At 51.9% G+C, this 21,528-nt stretch carries 22 protein-coding genes; 4 read left to right on the top strand and 18 right to left on the bottom strand.

The annotated features are described in order from the left end of the window. Window positions 1-44 precede the first annotated feature (44 nt). Both EDC52_RS16885 and trxC read right to left on the bottom strand, forming a co-directional pair. Window positions 45-719, bottom strand: coding sequence for a tRNA-uridine aminocarboxypropyltransferase (locus EDC52_RS16885; protein WP_131867004.1), 675 nt, complete (start codon window positions 717-719; stop codon window positions 45-47). Between the two features lie 132 nt (window positions 720-851). Then, on the bottom strand, window positions 852-1,277 hold the full coding sequence (trxC, locus tag EDC52_RS16880; RefSeq protein WP_131867002.1) for a thioredoxin TrxC: 426 nt from the start codon (window positions 1,275-1,277) through the stop codon (window positions 852-854). A 218-nt stretch (window positions 1,278-1,495) separates the two neighbouring features. On the opposite strand from trxC, the gene EDC52_RS16875 reads away from it, so the two are divergent. Then, entirely contained in the window at window positions 1,496-2,566 is a 1,071-nt protein-coding gene (locus tag EDC52_RS16875) for a tRNA/rRNA methyltransferase (RefSeq protein ID WP_131867000.1), read from the top strand. 88 nt (window positions 2,567-2,654) lie between these two features. Here the strand turns inward: EDC52_RS16875 and mprA are convergent, their stop codons facing one another. The 12 genes from mprA to EDC52_RS16815 all read right to left on the bottom strand — a co-directional run bounded on the left by mprA (window position 2,655) and on the right by EDC52_RS16815 (window position 14,158). Further along, window positions 2,655-3,176 carry a transcriptional repressor MprA gene (gene mprA / locus EDC52_RS16870; RefSeq protein WP_131866998.1) on the bottom strand — a complete coding sequence of 174 codons (522 nt, stop codon included), beginning with the start codon at window positions 3,174-3,176 and terminating at the stop codon, window positions 2,655-2,657. Window positions 3,177-3,311: 135 nt separating this feature from the next. Further along, window positions 3,312-3,647: an L-valine transporter subunit YgaH gene (gene ygaH / locus EDC52_RS16865; RefSeq protein ID WP_131866996.1), complete on the bottom strand. Its 336-nt coding sequence runs from the start codon at window positions 3,645-3,647 to the stop codon at window positions 3,312-3,314. A 3-nt stretch (window positions 3,648-3,650) separates the two neighbouring features. After that, on the bottom strand, window positions 3,651-4,391 hold the full coding sequence (locus EDC52_RS16860) for an AzlC family ABC transporter permease (protein WP_131866995.1): 741 nt from the start codon (window positions 4,389-4,391) through the stop codon (window positions 3,651-3,653). Window positions 4,392-4,455: 64 nt separating this feature from the next. Then, entirely contained in the window at window positions 4,456-5,670 is a 1,215-nt protein-coding gene (locus EDC52_RS16855; RefSeq protein ID WP_131866993.1) for an MFS transporter, read from the bottom strand. A 112-nt stretch (window positions 5,671-5,782) separates the two neighbouring features. Beyond that, complete coding sequence (gene proX / locus EDC52_RS16850; protein ID WP_131866991.1) at window positions 5,783-6,781, bottom strand: glycine betaine/L-proline ABC transporter substrate-binding protein ProX; 999 nt, start codon at window positions 6,779-6,781, stop codon at window positions 5,783-5,785. Between the two features lie 88 nt (window positions 6,782-6,869). Continuing rightward, window positions 6,870-8,045 (bottom strand): glycine betaine/L-proline ABC transporter permease ProW, encoded by a 1,176-nt coding sequence (proW, locus tag EDC52_RS16845; protein ID WP_131866989.1) that lies wholly within the window; start codon window positions 8,043-8,045, stop codon window positions 6,870-6,872. Next, a complete protein-coding gene (gene proV / locus EDC52_RS16840) occupies window positions 8,038-9,240 on the bottom strand; it encodes a glycine betaine/L-proline ABC transporter ATP-binding protein ProV (RefSeq protein WP_131866987.1) in 1,203 nt (400 codons plus the stop codon). The genes proW and proV overlap by 8 nt, the downstream gene beginning before the upstream one ends. 520 nt (window positions 9,241-9,760) lie before the next feature. Then, window positions 9,761-10,735: a class 1b ribonucleoside-diphosphate reductase subunit beta gene (gene nrdF / locus EDC52_RS16835; protein WP_131866985.1), complete on the bottom strand. Its 975-nt coding sequence runs from the start codon at window positions 10,733-10,735 to the stop codon at window positions 9,761-9,763. A gap of 14 nt (window positions 10,736-10,749) precedes the next feature. Further along, window positions 10,750-12,900, bottom strand: a complete 2,151-nt coding sequence (gene nrdE / locus EDC52_RS16830) for a class 1b ribonucleoside-diphosphate reductase subunit alpha (protein ID WP_131866983.1) — start codon at window positions 12,898-12,900, stop codon at window positions 10,750-10,752. After that, window positions 12,882-13,283, bottom strand: a complete 402-nt coding sequence (gene nrdI, locus EDC52_RS16825) for a class Ib ribonucleoside-diphosphate reductase assembly flavoprotein NrdI (RefSeq protein WP_131866981.1) — start codon at window positions 13,281-13,283, stop codon at window positions 12,882-12,884. Before nrdI ends, nrdE begins: the two co-directional genes overlap by 19 nt. 13 nt (window positions 13,284-13,296) lie before the next feature. Next, window positions 13,297-13,536 carry a glutaredoxin-like protein NrdH gene (gene nrdH / locus EDC52_RS16820; protein ID WP_131866979.1) on the bottom strand — a complete coding sequence of 80 codons (240 nt, stop codon included), beginning with the start codon at window positions 13,534-13,536 and terminating at the stop codon, window positions 13,297-13,299. Between the two features lie 307 nt (window positions 13,537-13,843). Then, the gene (locus tag EDC52_RS16815; RefSeq protein ID WP_131866977.1) at window positions 13,844-14,158 is read right to left on the bottom strand and encodes a DUF883 family protein; all 315 of its coding nucleotides are present in this window, start codon (window positions 14,156-14,158) and stop codon (window positions 13,844-13,846) included. A gap of 348 nt (window positions 14,159-14,506) precedes the next feature. On the opposite strand from EDC52_RS16815, the gene EDC52_RS16810 reads away from it, so the two are divergent. Continuing rightward, on the top strand, window positions 14,507-14,842 hold the full coding sequence (locus EDC52_RS16810; protein WP_131866975.1) for a DUF2002 family protein: 336 nt from the start codon (window positions 14,507-14,509) through the stop codon (window positions 14,840-14,842). A 127-nt stretch (window positions 14,843-14,969) separates the two neighbouring features. On the opposite strand, the gene EDC52_RS16805 is transcribed toward EDC52_RS16810, so the two are convergent. Further along, a complete protein-coding gene (locus EDC52_RS16805; protein ID WP_131867035.1) occupies window positions 14,970-15,794 on the bottom strand; it encodes a shikimate 5-dehydrogenase in 825 nt (274 codons plus the stop codon). 26 nt (window positions 15,795-15,820) lie between these two features. Then, window positions 15,821-16,522 carry an EAL domain-containing protein gene (locus tag EDC52_RS16800; RefSeq protein WP_131866973.1) on the bottom strand — a complete coding sequence of 234 codons (702 nt, stop codon included), beginning with the start codon at window positions 16,520-16,522 and terminating at the stop codon, window positions 15,821-15,823. A gap of 507 nt (window positions 16,523-17,029) precedes the next feature. Between EDC52_RS16800 and glgX the strand changes: the two genes are divergently transcribed. After that, window positions 17,030-19,165, top strand: a complete 2,136-nt coding sequence (gene glgX / locus EDC52_RS16795) for a glycogen debranching protein GlgX (RefSeq protein WP_407924229.1) — start codon at window positions 17,030-17,032, stop codon at window positions 19,163-19,165. A gap of 175 nt (window positions 19,166-19,340) precedes the next feature. Here the strand turns inward: glgX and speG are convergent, their stop codons facing one another. Together speG and EDC52_RS16785 are read right to left on the bottom strand one after the other, a co-directional pair. Further along, a complete protein-coding gene (gene speG / locus EDC52_RS16790; protein ID WP_131866969.1) occupies window positions 19,341-19,877 on the bottom strand; it encodes a spermidine N1-acetyltransferase in 537 nt (178 codons plus the stop codon). A gap of 80 nt (window positions 19,878-19,957) precedes the next feature. Further along, window positions 19,958-20,287, bottom strand: coding sequence for a DMT family transporter (locus EDC52_RS16785; protein WP_131866967.1), 330 nt, complete (start codon window positions 20,285-20,287; stop codon window positions 19,958-19,960). 541 nt (window positions 20,288-20,828) lie between these two features. Between EDC52_RS16785 and EDC52_RS16780 the strand changes: the two genes are divergently transcribed. After that, the gene (locus EDC52_RS16780; protein ID WP_131866965.1) at window positions 20,829-21,512 is read left to right on the top strand and encodes a hypothetical protein; all 684 of its coding nucleotides are present in this window, start codon (window positions 20,829-20,831) and stop codon (window positions 21,510-21,512) included. Window positions 21,513-21,528: the final 16 nt, after the last annotated feature.

Below are 21,528 nucleotides of genomic sequence, written 5' to 3'. Positions count from 1 at the left end.
GTGTATGCCTATATTGACTGCACTGTTGTGATAAGACTGGGGAATTACGGCTGCTGATGATGAGGTTTACCGGCCAGATAGCGATGGCGGAACAGCGTGAAATGGGAAGCCAGGCCATGGGCTGCAGCATGATCTCCCGCTTGGGCCAGTAGGGCGGTAGCCACTTCGGCGGTACAGTGATGGCCTTCACCATGCGATTCCCGCAATCGATAATCGGACAGGGTAGACAAATTAAGCGACAGAACCGGGAAACGGTCGAGATAGGGGCTTTTACGAAACATTTTACCCGCCTCAGGCCAGGTGCCGTCCAGCATGATAAACAGGGGCGGTAGGCCATCGGGGATCACCTGGTTTAGCACTGGGCGTCCTTCGGGCACCGCATGAGCGGGAAACACCACGTAGGGTTGACGACAAGGGCTGGTAATAGCGGTAAGCAGTTCCGGATTTGGTTCGGTACGCGACCACAGAAAAGCCTGCGTTTCCGGCAGGATATCGGCGATTAAACGACCGGTGTTACTGGGCTTGAGGGGCTCGGCATCGAACATGACCAGGCAGAATCGACTTGCGGCCCGCTGGGGTATGATGGTCGAGCACAGGCAGCGCAGGGCCGGCAGCAGGCAGCGTTCGCAGCGCACCACGCGACAACCGCGGGCGCGAAAAGGTCGCGTTGCGCGGGCGAGGCGCAATTCGCGCAAGGCAAGAACAGCATTATGCGTCATGAAAAACCCGGCACAAAAAGCTGAGTTTACTGGAGTGCGGCGGGGCAGGGTAACGATTTTTTTACCTGCTGCCCTTGCTGCGCAAAAACGTTGACGCCAGCGCAGAGCGTGAGGCCGCCTGCAGGGTTGACTTTAGCCCCTGAGACCTTCGTCAAGCCACTCCTCAAACGGAGCTTTAGGCATAGCGCCACTCAGTTGGTCGACACTCTGACCGTTTTTGAACAGCATAATGGTAGGGATACTACGGATGTGAAACCTGGCGCTTAGCTGCGGCTCGGCTTCAGTATTGATTTTGATGAAACGAACCTGGCCGGCCCGTTCTGCAGCCACTGCATCAAATACCGGCGCAAATCCCACGCAGGGGCCGCACCAGGGTGCCCAAAAATCGATAACCACCGGTAAGTCATCGGCTAACAGTTTATCCAACGAGCCTGCATCGGCATGCACTACTTTGCCTGCCAGCAGAGGTTGGCCACACCGACCACAGCGGGCGGCTTCATTTACTCGCTCGTCAGGAAGGCGATTTTTCGTCAGGCAAGAGGCGCACACCGTGTTCATATTCAGTTCTCCACAACCCGCTATTAAGTTGGCCGATAGTATATGGATGTCCATCAGCGCTGTTAAGCCTAGCAAAAGTGAAGTATGGTTAAACTTCCACCGACTGACAAAATGATTTGTCCGATGGTTTCAATAGTTGCTGGCTTTTACCGTAGCCCGGTAGCTAAACGTAGGGATATCAGGTAATCTTCGCGCCCAGCACAAGGGTGGAGAGAAAAATGAGCGATTCTTTAAAAGGTAAAGGCGGCAAGGTCCGCGTCATGTATGTGCGTAAGGATGAGGAGGAAGCGCCGCGCCGTTCTTCCCGTTCAGACGCGCAGCCTGGGCGTGACAGCGGCGGCAGAAGAGGTGAAAATCCGCGTCGTGGCGAAGGACGTCCTGCGCGTAATGAACGCCCTGGCATTGATGACAGGAAGCATTCAGCTCCTCGCCGGGATAAGCCGGCCGAACTGTCAGACTCACCCTGGAAAACGTCCTGGCAGAGCCCTGATAAGCCCGCTGTGCCAGATCATGGCGGTATCAGCGGCCAAAGTCAGATCGATCCCGAGCAGTTGCGCCGCCAGCGCGCCGAAGAAACGCGCGTATACGGTGAAAATGCCTGTAAAGCCCTTTTCAAGAACCGTCCCGACTCGATTGTCCGTGCCTGGTTTGTTCAGTCCGTGACCCCGCGCTTCCGTGATGCTTTGCGTTTTATGGCTGCCAATCGCAAAGCCTATCATGTGGTGGATGACGAGGAACTGGCTAAGGCTTCCGGTACTGATCACCATGGCGGCGTATGCTTTTTAATTAAAAAACGCCTAGGCCTGGATGCCATCGGTTATCTGGATAAATCCCTTGATAAAGATTGCGTGTTGGCGCTGGAAGATGTCTCCAATCCGCACAATCTGGGGGCCATTCTCCGGTCAAGCGCTCATTTTGGCGTCAATGGCGTGATGGTCAATGACGCAGCGGTGCTTGAATCCGGCGCGGCAGTGCGTACCGCAGAAGGCGGCGCTGAACACATCACTGCGATTCAGAGCGACGATTTTCTCAATGATTTGAGCCGATTCAGCGATGCAGGTTACACCATCGTTACCACCTCAAGCCACAAAGGCACGCCGCTGGCATCAGTAATCATGCCGCGCAAAATGGTGCTGGTGCTGGGGCAGGAGCGAGAAGGGTTATCGGATGAAATTCAGCGCCGCGCCGATGTGGCCATTTCGATTGGCGGTACCGGTAAAGTTGAAAGTCTGAATGTTTCCGTCGCCGCAGGCATACTGCTGGCTGAATGGTGGCGCCAGAATCAATAACGCCGCTTGCCGTGGCCACTCATTACGGGGGGTCTTCATTATGGCACCCGGCCAGGGTTCACAGCGATATGGCGCCAGGGCCAGGAGATTAACCCTTTGGCTCTTCTTCAACAATCAAATCGTCCAGTTTGGTCAGCAGCTTGCGGGTCAGGGTCTCAAGCTGCTGCTTTTCGGCAACATCGAGGGTCGACCACAGCGACTGCAGGCATTGATGCTGAGGCGGTAACAGATTGTTCAAGAACGCCAGGCCCGTCTCGGTCAGATGAAGATACAGGCAGCGACGGTCGCTTTCACTTTCTTTGCGTTCAATCCAGCCGCGTCTTTCCAGTTCATCCGCGATCCTCGTGGCGTTGGTTCTGGATGAACCCAGCGCCGAACTCAGTTCTGAAGGCTGAATACTGTGACTGGCCTGCGATTCCAGCGTGACCAAGGCCATAAACAGCGTTTCATTGATGCCCTGGGCCTTAAGCATCCGGTTCCTGTTTTCCAGCAATTTTCCCTGCATATGCATGCAAAGACGAGTTAACAGAATTTCCTGATAGGGGAAATCGGGTCTTTGCGCAGCACGCAGTGCAAGCATCTGCTCAATCGGTGTGAACGAACTTTCCATTTTTACTTAATACCTCATAGTTACAGTGGGTATAATAACCCATGTAATTACTCAAGTAAATATTGTCTGTATGAAAAGTTTAGCCTGCTATTGAAGTTGCGGCAGAAGAAATTTGGCTTTTTCAATGCGTTCTCATCAGGTCAGCATTAATTTGACTATCAGACCGTAGACCAGCGCGCCGGCCAAGGTAGAGATAACGATGCTGCGGGTGCGCCAAAAGGACAGTATCAGTGACAGCAGTCCGGCCAAGGTTGGCCAGAATTTATGTGGATGCTGCATGATTTCAGGCACGCTCGACACCACCAGCAGCGCACAGATTGACGCGACGCCGATACAGTCTAGTACTTGGGCAAGCGGGCCATTGCCACGGCTCTGGCTTACCGTGGTTTTCACCCTATGCAGCGGAAAGTAGCGGAAGAAATAATTGGCTAAGCCAACCACCAGACAGCTGATCAATACCGTCGAGCTCATGAATTATTCCTTGTGTCGTTGGCCGGCGCCCAAGCCTGCTGCCAAACAGCCACAGCCAATTCCGCTGATAATCGCCATTGGAATAGAAACCAGTATCAGGCCGCCAAGGGCGCCCAGTAACGAAGCGGTCAGCACGGGGATCTGCTGGCGCTGAAAGGCAGCCAGCAGCAGGCTGAGGAACAGCGCCGGCAGCATAAACGAGAGTGCTGCTTCGACAGCCGGGTAATCATCCAGCAATCCATTACCGGATATAGCGCCGACAATTGTGCCGATTACCCATGACAACCAGGAGACAGCCGCTACGCCTATCATCCAGTTTTCCGACCATTGCCGATTATCGGCAATCAATCTGGCGATAGCGGTTGAAAAAACTTCATCGGTCAGCCCGAACGCCCACACCGCGGTTTTACGGCGCGTCAGCCCAACCGGAATACGGTGGCGAAGAGCCGGGCCATACAGCAGGTGCCGGACATCCATCGCCATGACGGTCAGTGCCGCCACCCATAGCGACAGGCCGGCGCTTAATAAAGTGGTAATGACGAACTGGCTGGCGCCGGCATAGATAATGGCCGAGATGAAGATCGCTTCCAGTGGGCTGAAGCCAAGTTTTACGGCATTCAGGCCGAAGGCAAAGGCCACCGGCAGATAACTTATGACAATTGGCAGACCATCATAAAGACCTTGGGCAAAGGTGGCCTGCCTTTGCTCTGACGCCTTAGGCGCGGGTAACGGCTGATTATCCATATTCGCTGCCTCACTCCCTTACTGACAAACACCGGCTGCAGGCGGGTTTTCCGCCAGAGGAAACCTATTGCTTGGTTGATATTTCTTCTGATCCGGTCCGGCTTTCCCACTTCTGACCATACAGCCAGTGGCAGAGGTTAGCCAATGAGAGTATACCTCCGGCCAGACAGACTCCATTCCAGCCTGCGGCCTGGAAAGCAGACGCTGAAATCAGTGAACCCAGCGCACCACCGAGAAAATAGCTGGTCATATATCCGGCAGTGAGCCTATTTCGGGCTTCCGGCATTCGGCGGTAAATGACGCTCTGATTAGTAATATGCAGCCCCTGAACCGCCAAATCGAGGGCGATAATGCCCGCGACCAAGGCGATGACCTGATATTGGCCATACCATATGGCTATCCAGGACAGCAGCAGCAACACCAGACCGTAGCGGGTAGTTATCATTGCCTTTCCGCGATCGGCCAGTTGGCCGGCCCGCGATGCCGCCAGCGCGCCGGCAGCGCCTACCAGCCCGAACAGTCCGATATGCGCTTCAGAATAATGATAGGGCGGTGCCGCCAGCAGGAAAGCCATTGACGTCCAGAGATTGCTGAAAACGGCAAAAGACAGACAGCCCTGGACCGCTCGGGTGCGCAGTACTGGCTGAGAAAGGTAAATACTGAAAATGGATCTGAGCAACTGGCCGTAGTTCAAATCAGAATATTGCTTGTAGCGCGGCAGCGCTCGCCAGAGAATCAGCGCCATCAGGATCATCGCCCCACTGGCAAACCAGTATACCGTGCGCCACCCGCCAATCGACGCCAGGGCGCCCGCCACGGTGCGGGCCAGCAATATGCCCAGCAACAGGCCACTCATGATCATTCCAACCACTTTGCCCCTTTTGGCCGGATCTGCAAGGGTCGCCGCCAGTGGGACGAGAATTTGCGCCACTACTGAAAAAAGGCCGGTCAGCGCGGTGCCGAGGATCATCAGCCACAAGTTGGGCGCTGCGGCGGTAACCAGCATGCCCAGCGCCGCCAGCAGCGTCATTATGACTATCATGCTGCGGCGTTCAAACTTGTCACCGAGCGGGACGAGAAACATCAGCCCGCATGCGTAGCCTAATTGAGCGGCGGTAACGATAAATCCCGCCTGGTTTACCGACAACTGATAGTTGCGCGCGATGGCATCGAGCAGGGGTTGGGCATAGTAGTTGCTGGCAACGGACAGGCCGGTCGCGATAGCCATGATGATGATAAGCGCCGGGCTGAGGCTTGGATGATCAGTGTTTTTTTTCATAATGACATCATAAAGGCATTGAGTTGGTATTATTCCCTATTCTCATAAAAAAAACGAGGGGCTCAGCCCCTCGCATGATTACCGGTACGGTAGTATAACCCGGCTACCGTTGTTATTTTGCCGCTGCAGCAGCCGTGCTGACCCAGCCGTCGAACAGCGCCTGGTGAGCTTTTATCCAGCCGTTGGCGTGGCGTTCGATATCCGCTTCAGAACCTTCGCCGTCATGCATACGCTTGTTCTGCGCATTGATGTCGCTTATCGGCAGCTTCATGACAGAGAACAGCTTGGCCGCCGCCGGATTTTCTTCAGCCCACTTTTTGTTGGCGGCAATGTGCATATTGTTGACTGGGAAACCGTAGTCAGCTCCATTAGGCAGCTTGGTGCTGATGCCTTTCTGTTCACCTGGCAGAGATGAGAAAGGAACCTGCAGCCAGACCACATCTCGCCCCGGGACCATAACATCGCTGACCCAATAAGGCGTCCAGGTGTAATACAGGATCGGTTTGCCTTCTTTGAAGCGGGTAATGGTATCGGCAATGATCGCTGCGTAATTGCCCTGGTTGTGTTCAACAGTTTTACTTAATCCATAGGCTTCAACCTGATGGTTAATCACGGCTTCACAGCCCCAGCCCGGTGTACAGCCGGTCAGGTCAGCCTTGCCGTCGCCGTTGGCGTCAAAAAGTTTGGCAATCTTGGGATCTTTAAGCTGATCGATGGTTTTGATGTGGTATTGCTCAGCGGTTTTCTTGTCGATCAGATAGCCCTGGGCAGCACCCTCGACGTAATTACCCTGGCGATAAAACTTTGCATCACCGCCGGCGGCTTTGTACTGGTCCGCATGCAGCGGGCTCCAGTTAACCGCAAGGAAAGTGGCATCGCCAGAGGCAATTGAGGTGTAGGCGACGTTATAGTCTACTTCACGGATAGGCTGTACATCGTAGCCCAGTTTTTCCAGTGCCTTGCTCACCAGCAGCGTCTGGAAGGTTTCTTCTGCGATGGTGCTCTGCAGCGGCTGGACTGAGATACCTTTACCGGGTAAATCGGCGGCCCATGAAGCATTGACGGCAAGAGTTGCAGTGAGCGCTAACGCTCCTAGTCCGGTCTTTCGCATAGGTTTTCCTTATTAATGTGAATAATTTTGATCTGATGAGTCAGCCTGCGGGCTTAATAAATAACAGGCGGCATAGCGCCGCCTGCAGTCAGGCTTTTTTGCAAAAAGGTCGAGTAAACAGGCCAATCGGTCCGGTGGCGTACCAGCGACGGACTCCTCGCGTACGGCTGTCTCGTCCCAGCGATTGAGTTAAACGATCGAGGATGATGGCCAGAATGACAATTCCTACACCGCCTACCGTCGCCAATCCCATGTCCAGTCGTCCGATCCCGCGCAGTACCATCTGGCCCAAGCCACCTACGGCAATCATGGAGGCGATGACCACCATCGAAAGCGCCAGCATCAGTGTTTGGTTAATCCCGGCCATAATGGTCGGCATCGCCAGGGGAAGCTGTACCTTGAACAGTAATTGGCTGGGGCTTGAGCCAAAGGACTCGGCCGCCTCAATCAGATCTTCCGGGACTTGCTTAATACCTAAAATCGTCAGACGTACCACGGGTGGCAGTGCAAAGATAATGGTGACCACCACGCCAGGCACATTACCAATACCGAACAGCATGACAATAGGAACCAGGTAGACAAACGCCGGCGTGGTCTGCATGGCATCGAGCATCGGGCGTATTATTTTGGCTGCACGCTCACTGCGCGCCAGCCAGATGCCCAAAGGCAGGCCGATAAGCACACAGAACAGCAGGGCGGTAAGCACCAGCGCCAGCGTCACCATCGCCTGGGACCAGGCGCCGATGGCACCGATAATCACCAGCGAGATAAGTGTTGCGATGCCCATGCCCAGCCCGGCCATTTGCCAGGCCAGCAGAGCAAACACCAGGATAGCCACAGGTGCCGGCATACCCAGCAGCAAATGCTGAAAGCCACTGAGGATAAAGTCTACCGGCACCCTGATCCCTTGGAACAGTGGACGGAAATGCTCCACAACCCAGTCAATGCCGTGAGTGACCCAGGTATCTAGAGGGATCCAGGTTTTATGGAAAGGGTCCAGCAGGTTAAAATGTTCCGGTGCTGCAGCCGGCGCACCGCTGAGCCAGTCAGCGCTTTGCTGGGCAGCATGATTGCCCGCCGCATCTGCCCCTGATGAGGCTGCGTTGCCCCACGCATCAGTGCTCTGACTTGCTCCGCCGTCGGCGGGCGCAGCGGCAGCGCTGCTGCCCCAAGGATCGGTTGCCGGGACGCTCTGGCCGGCGGCATTATCTGTAGCTTGCGGTGCGGCCGCATTTGCCCATGGATCAGTCGCTGTTTTACTCATTGTTCGCCCCTTCTTTATCTAATGCCTGAAGCAACATGCCTTTGGAAATAATGCCGATATATTGATTATCTTCACCGACCACCGGTACGGCACAGGGTGCCTGGGCTACGGTTGAGATAAGTTCACTCAAAGGAGTATCGGCAGGCACCGGAGACGGACTTTCAAGCAGGGCGCTTTCCAGTGTCTGGTTAGCCACCAGGGCAGCTTTCAGGGAATCGGTCGAAACGACGCCGATAAATTTTTGTCCGCGTTCGAGGACGTAAGCAAAATCGCGGTCTTCATCCTGCAGCAGCTTGAGCGCTGAGCGGGGACCGAAACCGGGCGTTTTACGGATAAGTGTTACCGGCCGACGACGGGCAATATCCTTGGCGCTGAACACGTGGCTGATATCTACGCCGCGAAAGAAGGTTCGAACATAGTCATTTGCCGGGTTGTTGAGGATTTCTTCCGGGGTACCGACCTGTACCACGACGCCGCCCTGCATAATGGCAATGCGATCGCCGATACGCATCGCTTCATCCAGATCATGGGAAATAAAGACAATGGTCCGCTGGTGGCGAGACTGCAGCTTTACCAGTTCATCCTGCATTTCGGTACGAATCAGGGGATCGAGGGCTGAAAAAGCTTCATCCATCAGCAGGATGTCGGGGTCATTGGCCAGGGCTCGCGCCAGGCCTACTCGCTGGCGCATACCGCCGGAAAGCTCATCCGGCCAGGACAGGGCAAATTTGTCCAGGCCTACCTGGGCCAGCGCTTCCATTGCCTTGGCATTACGCTCCTCCTGATCTGCGCCGGCCAGCATCATGCCAAAGGCGGTGTTGTCTAATACATTAAGATGAGGCATCAGTGCAAATGATTGAAATACCATACTGATTTTTTTGCGACGGACATCGCGCAGGGCGCTGTCGGATATTTTTGCGATATCTTCGCCATCAATCAGCACTTCGCCGCGGGTGGGTTCTATCAGACGATTGAGAAGGCGTACCATGGTGGATTTACCGGAACCCGATAATCCCATGATGACAAATATCTCGCCTTCTTCAATGGCCAGACTGGCGTCTTTGACTCCGACCGTCAGACCGGTTTTTTCAAATATTTTTTCTTTACTTTGACCTGACTCAAGGAGTTTAAAGGCGCGCTCGGGATGCTCGCCGAATATCTTATACAGATTTTTGACTTCTAGTTTAACTGCCATGAAATTATCGTTTTCCTGTGTGGTTTTTACTATATAAAAAGGTCCTGACCAAAATTAAAACGCGTTATACCCTACCATACTGAGCATTTGAGACAACCCCTGAAGGGCCAGATGGGGGAATTATCAACGGCGCCCAGTAGCAGTGTTTGAAGGCATTCTTCCCATGAGGACAACGATTTGGCGGAATATTGACTTAACCAAATTTTTCCTGAATTTTTGCTTATGCATCATGAAAAGAGACAAAATTTAACCACGGTAAAGCAGGTTACAGGCCACATTTCTGACGCTGACACTGCTTTGATGCAGGTAAATGCTATGGTCGTTTTACAGATTTGTTTCAGCATTAATTCAGTAGAAAAGGAAATAATGAATGTTCATTTTTTATTTTCATTGGAAAATCACAACCGCCAATAAAAGATATGTTATGCATCTATTTTAATCAGCTTGAACACTTATTTTATTTTAAGGCGTTGCTAACATATTCCGGCCTCGAAATATATCCACAACGCGTTTAACTATATCAAAATGCCCAATCCTCGTCTTCGGTATTGACCGCCCGCCCCATAACATATGAGGAGCCGGAACCAGAGAAGAAGTCATGATTTTCATCTGCGTTGGGCGATAGTGCCGACAGTATAGCGGGGTTGACCTCGGTCATCGAAGCCGGGAACAATGCCTCAAAACCAAGATTCATCAGCGCCTTATTGGCATTGTAATGCAAGAATGCCTGGACATCCGCAGTCCAGCCAACACCATCATAAAGCTCAGCGCTGTATTGCAATTCGTTTTCATAAAGGTCCTGCAACAGATCATAGGTAAAGAGCTTGAGCTGCTCTCGACGCTCGGGAGACGCTCTTTCCATGGCTCGCTGGAATTTATAGCCAATATAGTAACCATGCACCGCTTCATCACGAATAATCAAACGGATAAGGTCTGCTGTATTGGTGAGTTTTCCGCGGCTTGAATAATACATAGGCAGATAGAAACCCGAGTAAAACAGGAATGATTCTAGAAATACACTGGCGACTTTTTTCGTTAGCGGACAATCGTCCCGATAATGGCTGAGGATGATATTGGCTTTATTTTGCAATGGGCTGTTTTGCTCACTCCAGCGATAAGCCGCGTCTACTTCAGCCATAGGGCAGAGGGTAGAGAATATCGAGCTGTATGAGCGAGCGTGAACCGCTTCCATAAAGCTGATATTAGAAAAAACGGCTTCTTCATGGGGCGTCACAGCATCGGCCATTAAGGCGGGGGCACCGACGGTATTTTGTACCGTATCCAATAATGTCAGGCCGGTAAATACCCTTATCGTCAACTGCTGTTCTTCCGCGGATAATGTTGTCCAGGATGGCACATCGTTGGAAAGCGGCAATTTCTCCGGTAGCCAAAAATTGGAGGTCAATCGGTTCCAGACCTCCAGATCTTTTTCGTCTTCGATACGGTTCCAGTTTATCGCCTGCACGGCGGCGGGCGTCAGTCGTTGTGAGGTCATAAATTCTCCGGATCTCAAAGTGCGCAGGACACGCAACCAGCCACTTCAGTACCTTCCAGTGCCAACTGGCGAATACGGATGTAATAAAGGGTCTTGATACCTTTTTTCCAGGCATAAATCTGGGCTTTATTAATATCCCGCGTAGTCGCTGTATCGCGGAAAAACAGCGTCAATGACAGCCCCTGATCAACATGGCGAGTCGCGGCAGCATAGGTATCGATGATTTTTTCCGGCCCGATATCGTAGGCATCCTGGTAGTACTGCATATTTTCATTGTTCATATATGGGGCCGGATAATAGACCCGGCCGGTCTTACCTTCTTTGCGGATCTCAATTCGCGAAACAATCGGATGTATGCTTGAGGTCGAATGATTGATATAGGATATTGACCCGGTCGGCGGGACCGCCTGCAAATTCTGGTTATAAAGGCCATGACGCATCACTGATTGCCGCAGAGCAACCCAGTCTTCCTGGCTGGGCAGAGTGATGCCGGCATTGGCGAACAATTCTGTTGCACGGGCGGTTTCGGGTTCCCATCGCTGTTCGATATAGGGAAGGAAGTATTCACCCGAGGCATAGCGGGAGTCAGCGAAGCCCTTGAAACTCACGCCTCGTTCGATCGATAGGCGGTTTGATGCGCGAACCGCATGATAGGCGACCGCATAAAAATAGAGATTCGTGAAATCCAGCGCTTCTCTGGAACCATAATAGATATGTTCCCGTGCCAGATAGCCATGCAGATTCATCTGACCCAGGCCGATGGCGTGGGATTCGTTATTGCCTCGTGCAATCGAGGGCACTGAAGCTATGTGGCTCATATCAGCGACGGCAGTGAGCGCCCGGATTGCGGTTTCGACCGTGGCGCCGAAATCCGGTGAGTCCATGGTCCGGGCAATATTGAGCGACCCAAGATTGCAGGAAATGTCCTTGCCGACGTGGCGATAGCTGAGATCCTCTTCATACTCGGTGGCGCTGTTGACCTGTAATATTTCGGAGCACAGATTGCTCATATTGATACGGCCGGCAATAGGATTCGCGCGGTTGACGGTATCTTCAAACACCATATAAGGATAACCAGACTCGAACTGGATTTCTGCCAGGGTTTGGAAAAATGCACGGGCATTGATGGTCGTTTTGCGGATACGGTTGTCTGCAACCATGTCATGGTACTTTTCGGTGATGCTTATTTGCGAGAAAGGCTGACGATAAATCCGTTCCACATCATACGGCGAGAACAGATACATCGGCTTATTGTCTCGCGCCAGTTCAAAGGTAATGTCCGGGATAACTACCCCTAAAGACAGGGTCTTGATACGGATTTTTTCGTCGGCGTTTTCTCGTTTGGTATCAAGAAAACGGAGGATGTCCGGATGATGAGCATGCAGATAGACTGCGCCGGCGCCCTGGCGCGCGCCTAACTGATTGGCATAAGAGAAGGCATCTTCCAGCATTTTCATTACCGGGATAACGCCGGAAGACTGGTTTTGAATACGTTTTATCGGCGCTCCGGCTTCCCTCAGGTTAGTCAACATGAAAGCTACGCCGCCGCCACGCTTGGAAAGCTGCAGCGCGGCATTAACTGACCGGCCTATGGATTCCATGTTGTCTTCAATACGCAGCAAAAAGCAGGAGACATATTCACCCCGTTGCTGTTTGCCACAGTTGAGGAAGGTAGGCGTTGCCGGCTGAAAACGGCCTGATAGCATTTCGTCGGTCAGGCGTACCGCCAGCTCGGTGTCGCCCGCGGCAAGCGTCAGCGCCACCATACAGACACGGTCCTCAAAGTGTTCAAGGTACTGCTTTTGGTCAAATGACTTCAGGGTGTAGCTGGTATAAAACTTCAACGCGCCCATGAAAGTCTGGAATCGGAATTGTGCCTGTTCGGCCCGCTGAAACAGTGAGGCGATAAAATTCTGATCATAGGCGGCAAGTACTCGTTGCTCATAATATCCTTCGTCAACCAGGTAACGCAGTTTGGCATCCAGTGAAGGAAAGTGACGACTATTGGGCTCAACATGCAGGGCAAAATAGCTGTCAACCGCCTGATGGTCCTTGTCAAATTGCACATTGCCTTCGCTGTCATACAGATTCAGCATGGCGTTAAGGGCGTGGAAATCCATCGCTTTGGTGCCTGGGTCGAGAATGCTCAGTTCTGTTGCTGCCAAAATGTGGTCACTCCCTTACGTACCTGGATAACGTCTTCGGCTGTACCCAGTAACTCGAATCGGTACAGATACGGTACCTGGCATTTGTTGGCGATAATTTCGCCGGCCAGACAGAAGGCGGTTCCAAAATTCCGATTGCCGGCACCGATGACGCCACGCAACAAGGAACGGTTAACTGGATTATTAAGAAAAAGGATTACCTGCCTAGGTACGCTACCGCGTACGTTTCCTCCGCCGTAACTTGGCGTTATCAGAATAAAGGGGCAATCCATTTCCAATGATTTTGTTGTTTCAATGGGAATACGCCGTGCATCCTGATCCAGCTTGCTGACGAAGCGGTGCGTATTCTCCGAGGAACTGGAAAAGTAAGCCAGTGCGGGCATGATGCATCCCCTATCAGGCGGTCAAAGACTGGCTTGCCAGCATGCCTATTTTGTCCGGCCTGAAACCGCTCCAGTGCTCATTGGCAGTCTGTACCACCGGTACCTGCTGGTAGCCGAGAGACCGAACATAAGCCAGTGCCTGCAAATCTTCCATCAGATCAACCAGCCGGTAATTGATCCCTTTTTTATCCATAGCACGGCAGGTAGCGTGACATTGCACACAATCAGGTTTAGTGTAAATAGTAATGATCATGATTCGTATTCACCTATAGGGTCGATAGTATCCCACTGATGCAGGTCAGGCGGGAGTAGGGTTTGGTAGCGAAACTGTTAACTCAATACTATATGTAGATTGAAAGGTTATCAACCACACAACATATAGTATTATCATTTTGCGTGAGAGGTAAAGGCAGGCTCGGCGAAAAATAAAAGCCCGCGCCTTGATGGGCGCGGGCCTGGCGGGGAATCATTTTTTGCCTGCGACCGCTGCGCTAAACAAAAAATTTACAGATGTAGCTGTTTACTCTGGGGAAGGCTAAACATGCAAATAGGTAGCGGCACTAGCGACGGCTAAGCAAAACGCCCAGCACAATGCCTACAGCAGTGGTAATTCCCAGACTCTGCCAAGGTTTTTCTACCACGTAATTCTTGGTTTGAATGGCGGTATCACGGGCATACTGTCCAAGTGAATTTCCGCTTTTAGCCCGCGAGCGTGCATCCTTAAGCACACTTTTGGCTTTGATGCGCAACGCGTCAAGCTCGTCCTTGGTGCCTTTTTCGCTGCTCTTAAGCAGTTCATCCAGTGTATCCGCCAGCAGGGAAACATCGTCTTTTACATCTCTCTGCAGGTCTTCTTTTTCCGATTTAGTAAACATGTTTTTCTCCCGTTCGGCTGTATGTCGTTTAATTGTAGACTATTATTTTCAAGCTGCCGGTAAAGGCACAAACTCATCGCATCGCTCGGCGGCTAAGATCAGACAATTGGGCGCAAATAATCAGTGTTTGCCAGCGGAATATAACCTTGCTCAGCACGGCAGGCAGCCGTATTCACACGGTGTGCCGCATGTTAGCCAGCTGCTGCTGCAACAGATTTAAAAAATGCAGTCACTGCGCCATCAGGATTTTTGGATTATTCTGAAAGCTGGCCTTGCGACTTATTTCCTGCCACGTAACTGATTACATTAGCTGTGATCACTTCGATGTCGCTGGAGAGAGGACAAATAATGTATTTAAAACCCGATGAAGTGGCCAGAGAGCTGGAAAATTCCGGATTTGAGCGGGACGTAATGACACGTCAAAGCTATGGCTACCGCAAAGGCCATCATTATGTCTATGTTAATCGGGAAGCTAAGCTGGGCAGGACCGCACTGGTAGTGCATCCCGAATTGCGTGACAAAAGCAGTTTGTTTGCCGAGCCGACCTCACCGGTGCGAACCAGTGAAAGCTATCAAGCTTTTCCTGTTCATCCCGAGGGGACCGCAGGCATCCACTATGGCATCCCGCACGGTTTCAGTTCGCGAGCCTCACTGACTCGCTACCTGCAAAAAATGTTTAATTAGCGGCGGCTTAAAGCACAACTGACCTCTTAGGATTCAGCACCGGCGAATGACATCGCCGGTGGTGCGGCCAGGATTTGGGTCAATACGTCAGTATCTCCCTATTACGGTTAACGGCCGTGTTTCAGTGTCAGGCCGCTTGGCGAGCAAAGGCCGCCGCCTGTTCAATCAGCGTCTCATCGGGGCGAACGCCGGTATATAACACAAATTGCTCCAGAGCCTGGATGGCTATCACTTCCGCGCCGGTAATGACCGGCTTGTTCAATCTTCTGGCTGCTTGTATCAGTGGCGTTTCCGAAGGCAAGGCAACCACATCAAATATCCATTTTGCCTGGCTTAGGTGCTCTAGGGTGAACGCCTGAGTTTGTTCATCCGCTCCGCCGGCCATCCCAAGCGGGGTAACGTTAATCAACAAACCCGCCTGGATACTACGGTCATCCGCCTGCCAGCGATAGCCATACTGTTCTGCCAGACGCTGTCCTGCCTGCACGTTACGCGCGATAATCACCCCGTTTTTAAAACCGGCGGTATGCAGGGCACCCACCACCGCTTTAGCCATGCCGCCGCTGCCGCGCAGTGCAAAGGAGGTGTCGCTGGCGACGCCATGTGTTGCGATAAGGCGTTCTATCGCAATAAAATCAGTATTGAAGGCTTTAAGGTGTCCATCGGTATTTACGATGGTATTTACCGATGCAATAGCCTTGGCAGAGTGATCCAATTCGTCAAGGTAAGGGATGCAGGTTTCCTTGAATGGCATTGATACCGCACAACCCCGAATGCCCAGCGCTCTGACGCCTCCGACGGCTGCAGCGATATCCGCGGTGGTGAATGCTTTATAGATATAGTTAAGACCAAGGCGCTGGTACAGATAGTTGTGAAAGCGAGTACCAAAGTTGCCCGGACGGCCTGCCAGAGACATACACAGTTGCGTGTCTTTATTGATATTCATGGTGATATTCCTTGGTTGAAACAAAAGATGAATTAGTGTCGGGGCGAGACAACCCGGTCTTCCACTTGAATGCCGGGCAGCATCTGGAACCCCGGGGGGGCGTAATAACAGCCTTGGTGCAGGTTAATGCCTGCATCCAGCAGCCATTGCGCTTCATCGCGGGTTTCCACTCCCTCTGCAATAACCGCTATTTTCATTTCTTCTGCTAATTTGAGCATGGCGCGGATAATGCGTTGTCTGGGGCGGCTAAAAGGAATGTCGGCTATCAGACCGATATCCAGCTTCACTATATCGGGCTGCATCTGGGCCAGCAGATTCAGGCCGGCGTAGCCGGCACCGAAATCATCCAGGGCGACTTGAAAGCCAAAATCGCGGTAGCTGGAGACTATGCCGCTGAGGTGACGGGTATCGACCTTTTCGGTTCCGGTAATTTCAAAGGTAAGCTGCTCTGGTGGAAATTGGCAGGCCAGCGCTGCGGCAAGCGTAGATCGCAAACCATGTTCAGGATGATAACTCGCTCCCGGCATAAAATTGATATGCAACCTCTCTTTGAGCTGCAGACGGGCGGCATCCTGGATTGCCTGAGTGCGGCATTGCTGGTCAAATGCAGGGTAGTGTTCGGCATTGACCTGGTCAAGCACGCTTTGGGCTGAAGAGCCGTCTGCCCCTCTGACCAGCGCTTCCTGAGCGTAGATTTCCCCTGATAACAGGTCGTAGACCGGCTGAAATGCCATCGTTATTGCCAAGCCAGGAACGTGGGTTTGTTCACATGTGCATCGTTCAGGGGAAGTGCTGTTCATCACGGTGCCTTTACCTGAGGTAGGGATGTATAAAAAGCATATCACATTCTCAACGGGGCAAAAGGAAGTCGGGGGGATGGATAAGTGTATTAAATAGTTGACCGTATAAACCCAGTGTTGCTCTATGGCATTACTTTAAACCGGTACTACACTCCATAATGGTGGTCAAAAGGCCGCCAGATACTGCTTTTTAGGCAAGGGGCCACGGAATTTCCGCTACGGCTTTTATGAGATCGCGTCCCCATTAGATAACTGCATTGTTAAATTGGTGCCCAGGAGATAACTCAGATGGCCAAGGGATCGTCAAAAAAAACTGAAGTGGTCATGCCCACCACGACCACCACAATGGCGAGTAAAGTCGATAATCAGGTAAAAGTCACGGTAGATGAGCACGGGGTTCGCATCGGCCATCCGAATACAGACAATGAGATTGTTAAAAGCCTGGACGCCAATCGAAAAACCCGGGTCCGAGAAGGGATGCCGGTACCGCTGGGGTCTACCTGGGATGGTCTGGGCGTCAATTTTGCCATCTTTTCGGCTCATGCCACTAAAGTTGAGCTTTGCCTGTTCAACGAAGAGGGCGAAGAGTATGACCGTATCGAGTTGCCCGAGTATACCGATGAGGTATGGCACGGCTATCTTCCGGATGCCCGACCTGGGCTGCTGTATGGATACCGGGTGCATGGGCCTCATGATCCCGAACAGGGACATCGGTTTAACCCATCCAAACTGCTGTTGGACCCCTATGCCAAGCAAATCTGGGGTGAATTGACCTGGGATGATTCACTGTTTGCCTATGACTTCAATGCAGAAGATAAAGATCTCAGTATGGACCAGCGCGACAGTGCGCCGTTTATGCCCAAATGTCGGGTTATAGACCCCGCCTTTTCATGGCCGGTGAACGGTAAGCCATCTATTCCCTGGGAAAAAACACTGATATATGAAACTCATGTTCGTGGCTATACCATGCGTCACCCTGCGGTACCCGAGCATATGCGTGGTACTTTCTCGGGGATGAGCGTTCCGCAGATTGTCGATTATATCAAATCCCTGGGCGTGACTGCGATCGAGCTTATGCCGGTCCATGTCTTCGCCGATGATCGTCATTTGCAGGAGAAGGGTCTGCATAATTTCTGGGGCTACAACACGCTGGGTTTTTTTGCTCCCCATCCTCAGTATATGGCCACCTCGACGGTTAATGAATTCAAGCAGATGATTGCCACTCTGCATGCAGCCGGCATTGAAGTGATTCTTGATGTCGTCTATAACCACACTGCCGAAGGCAACGAGCTTGGCCCGACCCTGTCGCTTAAGGGTATCGATAATGCCAGCTATTATCGGCTGTTTCCTGAAGAAAAACGTTATTATATCAATGACACCGGCACGGGTAATACACTGAATCTCAGCCACCCCCGGGTGCTGCAGATGGTCACCGATTCGTTGCGCTACTGGGCGATAGAGATGCAGGTGGACGGGTTCCGCTTCGACCTGGCGACCATTCTGGGGCGCGAAAGCTACGGTTTCGATGAGGGTTGCGGATTTCTCGATACCTGTCGCCAGGATCCGATACTCAGCCAGTGCAAGCTTATCGCCGAGCCTTGGGATTGCGGGCCGGGAGGCTATCAGGTCGGTGGTTTCCCGCCGGGATGGGCGGAATGGAACGACAAATATCGAGATTCAGTACGTAAATTCTGGCGCGGCGATGAAGGTCAACTGGCGGAATTTACTACTCGCCTGGCCGGTTCGGCGGACATATTCAATCATCGGGGACGCAAGCCTCATGCGTCGGTTAACTTTATTACTGCCCATGACGGTTTTACGCTTAACGACATTGTTTCTTATGAGCATAAGCACAATGAAGCCAATGGCGAAGATAATCGAGATGGGCATAGCGATAACATTTCGGCCAATTATGGTGTTGAAGGGCCGACGGACGAGCCTGCTATCAACGAGTTGCGGCTGCGCCAGATGCGTAACATGCTGGCAACGCTGATGTTTTCCCAGGGTACGCCGATGCTGCTGGCCGGCGATGAATTTGCGCGCAGCCAGCAGGGTAATAACAATGGCTATTGCCAAGACAGTGAAATCAGTTGGGTGGACTGGCATATAGGCGAAAACGGAGAGGCGCTTATTCTGTTCACCTATCGGCTGATTGCCCTGCGTAAACGTTTTCCCATCCTTCATCGGGGCCGCTTTCTCAGCGGTCGGCTTAATGAAAAACTCAACATCAAAGATGTCACCTGGGTTCAGCCTAATGGCGAGGAAATGAATGAAGAGGCCTGGGGCGACAATGATTTGAAAAGTATCGGCATGCTGCTGGATGGGCGTTCACAGCCGACCGGATTATTGCGGGTCGGTTCATTAAGCACAGTGCTGCTGCTGTTCAGTTCCTCTCATGAAGATGTGCTATTTACGCTGCCTGACGTTGCTCATGGATTTGGCTGGCGCCATATCTTTGATACCTACCAGCCCGATGATATCAATGAACAAAGCTTTGAATTTGGCCATGAATATAGCTGTCCATCCAGGACGGTAGTGCTGTTTGAACTGGTCAATGCCAAATCAAACAAGCAGTAAATTGGCGAATAGCAGGTTTGGGTATACTAGCCTGGGAAATGCCCAGGCGCCCCTTGCTCCGCCGTTACGGGCTGAGCAATGTTTTAACGGGGCCGGTAAAGTGGGGTAAATGGGGGCAGAGTAAACCAGGCTTTTGGTTCACTCTGCCGCCAACTTAGCCAGTTATGCTCTGATCTTAGCCAGCAATTCTCTGACTGAAGCTGTCCTGATTATCCAGGAATTCTTGCTGGAAGATACACATCCGCATGGTATTGCGATATTTACCATTAATAAAGAATTCTTGCAGCAGCACCCCTTCGGTCTTGAATCCAAGCTTGCTATAGATATGAATTGCTTTTTCATTCTCTTCATCGACAATGAGATAAAGCTTATGCAGGTTAAGGACCATAAAGCCATATTTCATTGCCAGCAGCGCAGCATGGGTAGCATAGCCAAAACCCTGATGTTCAGGCGCGATGATTATGCCGAACTCGGCACGCAGGTGCAGAGGCATGATTTCCACTAGCTCGACCATACCGACGCTGACACCTTCCTTGTCGATAATAAATCGACGCTCGGTAAGATCATGAATATGCTTATCATAAAGATCTGCCAGCTCGACAAAGGCCTCATAAGGCTCCTCGAACCAATAGCGCATCATTGTTTCATTATTATTTAATTGATGGACGAAACGCAGATCTTCCCTTTCTAACGGGCGTAAACGAATATTCATGCTATTTGAGTCAGTAATTTCGGAGGGCATAATATGTGCTTAATGTGATTGGGATAATGGTTAAAAATAGAATTTGCGGATTAATGTCCGGCAGTGCGTGAAAGCAGGTTCATTATCAGTACGCCGGCGACAATAAGAATCATACCAAGAATGGCGTAGTAATCTAATTTCTGGCCAAAGAAGAATAAGCCAGACAGGGCAACGAACACTATGCCTAGTCCCGCCCAAGAGGCATAAGCAACGCCTAAAGGAATGCTCTTAAGTACCAGAGATAGCAGGAAAAAAGAAACCAAGTAACCGACGACAACCATTAAGGAAGGAACCAGTTTGGTAAAGCCTTCAGATGCTTTTAAGGAGGAGGTGGCTATCACTTCTGAAATGATCGCGATCAGTAAAAAAAAGTACGGCATAAAGCCTCATAGGCAATGAATTGGGTTAGATGATAGCACAGTCAATGGCAGAATAAAGCGTGTTGTGATGGATATTTGTTCTATTTATCTTAAAGGCTTATTTACACAACAATGACGTATCTGGTTTTAATATACCCTCAGTTATTATGTAATTTTAATTACATACGCTTTTATGTCGAGACCAGCCTTACAGATAAATATCGGAATAGGGCGCTTGCTTTGGGGGCCAAGTGTCCCGACAGGTTGAAACAGCCAGTCCCTGCTGCCGCGAGATAAGCCGGTACGGCAGCAGTGCCGTGGTCAAGACGCAAAACATCGGTTTAACAGCGGGCTGTCGGGCCGGCTTCCTGTATTAGGTAACGTGCGATGTAGAGTACAGGGAGTTAAAACTCTCTTACCTGCTATTTAACCTGCCAGATCAAAAAAACATCGCAATAATGCTGCTAATTTATCAGTCTTTACGACTGCCGCTTATCTGGCGGCCGAATTATTGGCAGGCCTGCCGGTTATCCGCGGGTCGATTGCAAAGGGAACTGTGTTGATGTATATGCGATTTTCCTCCCCCGATGAAAACGCCTTATCTACCCGGGTAGCGTTGATGGCATTATTGCTGTGTTGCTCGCCACTGGCGCTGGCGGCTGACGATGTTTCAGCCCAGGCTGCCGGCAATCCAGATAACGCTGCCAGTCGGTATACCCTGTCCAGCCAGCCTTTTTACCTGGACGCAACCGGTCCCGGTGTGGGCGGAACATTACTCCCCTCAACCCGTCTGCAGGTGTTAAGTCCCCAGGATAGCCGGCTGCAGGCTAGCTTACAGGGCTGGCAGCAGGAAGGCGCCGAAGGCGTGATGTATGCCGCCGCCGGTAAACGCATTATTAGCGCTACGCTTGGGGACGCGGCCAAACGGCAGCTTCGCCATAGCGATACCGATGCAGTGATCACTGCCGGTCAGAAATGGCATGAAGTGACTTTAACCATCTGGCTTGATAAAACGGCACTGACCGATCGGTTGCCGGCGCTTTGGCAGCAGGCCGGCAAGTTGTACGAGGCCAACTGTGGCGGGTGCCATAGCCTGCCTGCGCCGAAGAACTTCAGTGCTAATCAGTGGCCAGCGGTAATGCGCAGCATGACGCCTCGCACCTCGCTGGATAAAGAACAGATTCGATTGCTGACCCAGTATGTGCAAAAACACGCCGGCGATATGTCGGCCGCGGCTAAACCATAACGTCATCAAAATGCAG

It is taken from the genome of Biostraticola tofi (genome assembly GCF_004343195.1).
Classification (GTDB): domain Bacteria; phylum Pseudomonadota; class Gammaproteobacteria; order Enterobacterales; family Enterobacteriaceae; genus Biostraticola; species Biostraticola tofi.
Note: the sequence above shows the minus strand (reverse complement) of the source record. Positions and strands in the feature narration are given on the sequence as shown.

What these genes read in the sequence shown, in the direction of transcription:
- EDC52_RS16885 (WP_131867004.1), bottom strand. Translation starts at nt 719, where the DNA reads ATGACGCATAATGCTGTTCTTGCCTTGCGCGAATTGCGCCTCGCCCGC.
- trxC (WP_131867002.1), bottom strand. Translation starts at nt 1,277, where the DNA reads ATGAACACGGTGTGCGCCTCTTGCCTGACGAAAAATCGCCTTCCTGAC.
- EDC52_RS16875 (WP_131867000.1), top strand. Translation starts at nt 1,496, where the DNA reads ATGAGCGATTCTTTAAAAGGTAAAGGCGGCAAGGTCCGCGTCATGTAT.
- mprA (WP_131866998.1), bottom strand. Translation starts at nt 3,176, where the DNA reads ATGGAAAGTTCGTTCACACCGATTGAGCAGATGCTTGCACTGCGTGCT.
- ygaH (WP_131866996.1), bottom strand. Translation starts at nt 3,647, where the DNA reads ATGAGCTCGACGGTATTGATCAGCTGTCTGGTGGTTGGCTTAGCCAAT.
- EDC52_RS16860 (WP_131866995.1), bottom strand. Translation starts at nt 4,391, where the DNA reads ATGGATAATCAGCCGTTACCCGCGCCTAAGGCGTCAGAGCAAAGGCAG.
- EDC52_RS16855 (WP_131866993.1), bottom strand. Translation starts at nt 5,670, where the DNA reads ATGAAAAAAAACACTGATCATCCAAGCCTCAGCCCGGCGCTTATCATC.
- proX (WP_131866991.1), bottom strand. Translation starts at nt 6,781, where the DNA reads ATGCGAAAGACCGGACTAGGAGCGTTAGCGCTCACTGCAACTCTTGCC.
- proW (WP_131866989.1), bottom strand. Translation starts at nt 8,045, where the DNA reads ATGAGTAAAACAGCGACTGATCCATGGGCAAATGCGGCCGCACCGCAA.
- proV (WP_131866987.1), bottom strand. Translation starts at nt 9,240, where the DNA reads ATGGCAGTTAAACTAGAAGTCAAAAATCTGTATAAGATATTCGGCGAG.
- nrdF (WP_131866985.1), bottom strand. Translation starts at nt 10,735, where the DNA reads ATGACCTCACAACGACTGACGCCCGCCGCCGTGCAGGCGATAAACTGG.
- nrdI (WP_131866981.1), bottom strand. Translation starts at nt 13,283, where the DNA reads ATGCCCGCACTGGCTTACTTTTCCAGTTCCTCGGAGAATACGCACCGC.
- nrdH (WP_131866979.1), bottom strand. Translation starts at nt 13,536, where the DNA reads ATGATCATTACTATTTACACTAAACCTGATTGTGTGCAATGTCACGCT.
- EDC52_RS16815 (WP_131866977.1), bottom strand. Translation starts at nt 14,158, where the DNA reads ATGTTTACTAAATCGGAAAAAGAAGACCTGCAGAGAGATGTAAAAGAC.
- EDC52_RS16810 (WP_131866975.1), top strand. Translation starts at nt 14,507, where the DNA reads ATGTATTTAAAACCCGATGAAGTGGCCAGAGAGCTGGAAAATTCCGGA.
- EDC52_RS16800 (WP_131866973.1), bottom strand. Translation starts at nt 16,522, where the DNA reads ATGGCATTTCAGCCGGTCTACGACCTGTTATCAGGGGAAATCTACGCT.
- speG (WP_131866969.1), bottom strand. Translation starts at nt 19,877, where the DNA reads ATGAATATTCGTTTACGCCCGTTAGAAAGGGAAGATCTGCGTTTCGTC.
- EDC52_RS16785 (WP_131866967.1), bottom strand. Translation starts at nt 20,287, where the DNA reads ATGCCGTACTTTTTTTTACTGATCGCGATCATTTCAGAAGTGATAGCC.
- EDC52_RS16780 (WP_131866965.1), top strand. Translation starts at nt 20,829, where the DNA reads ATGTATATGCGATTTTCCTCCCCCGATGAAAACGCCTTATCTACCCGG.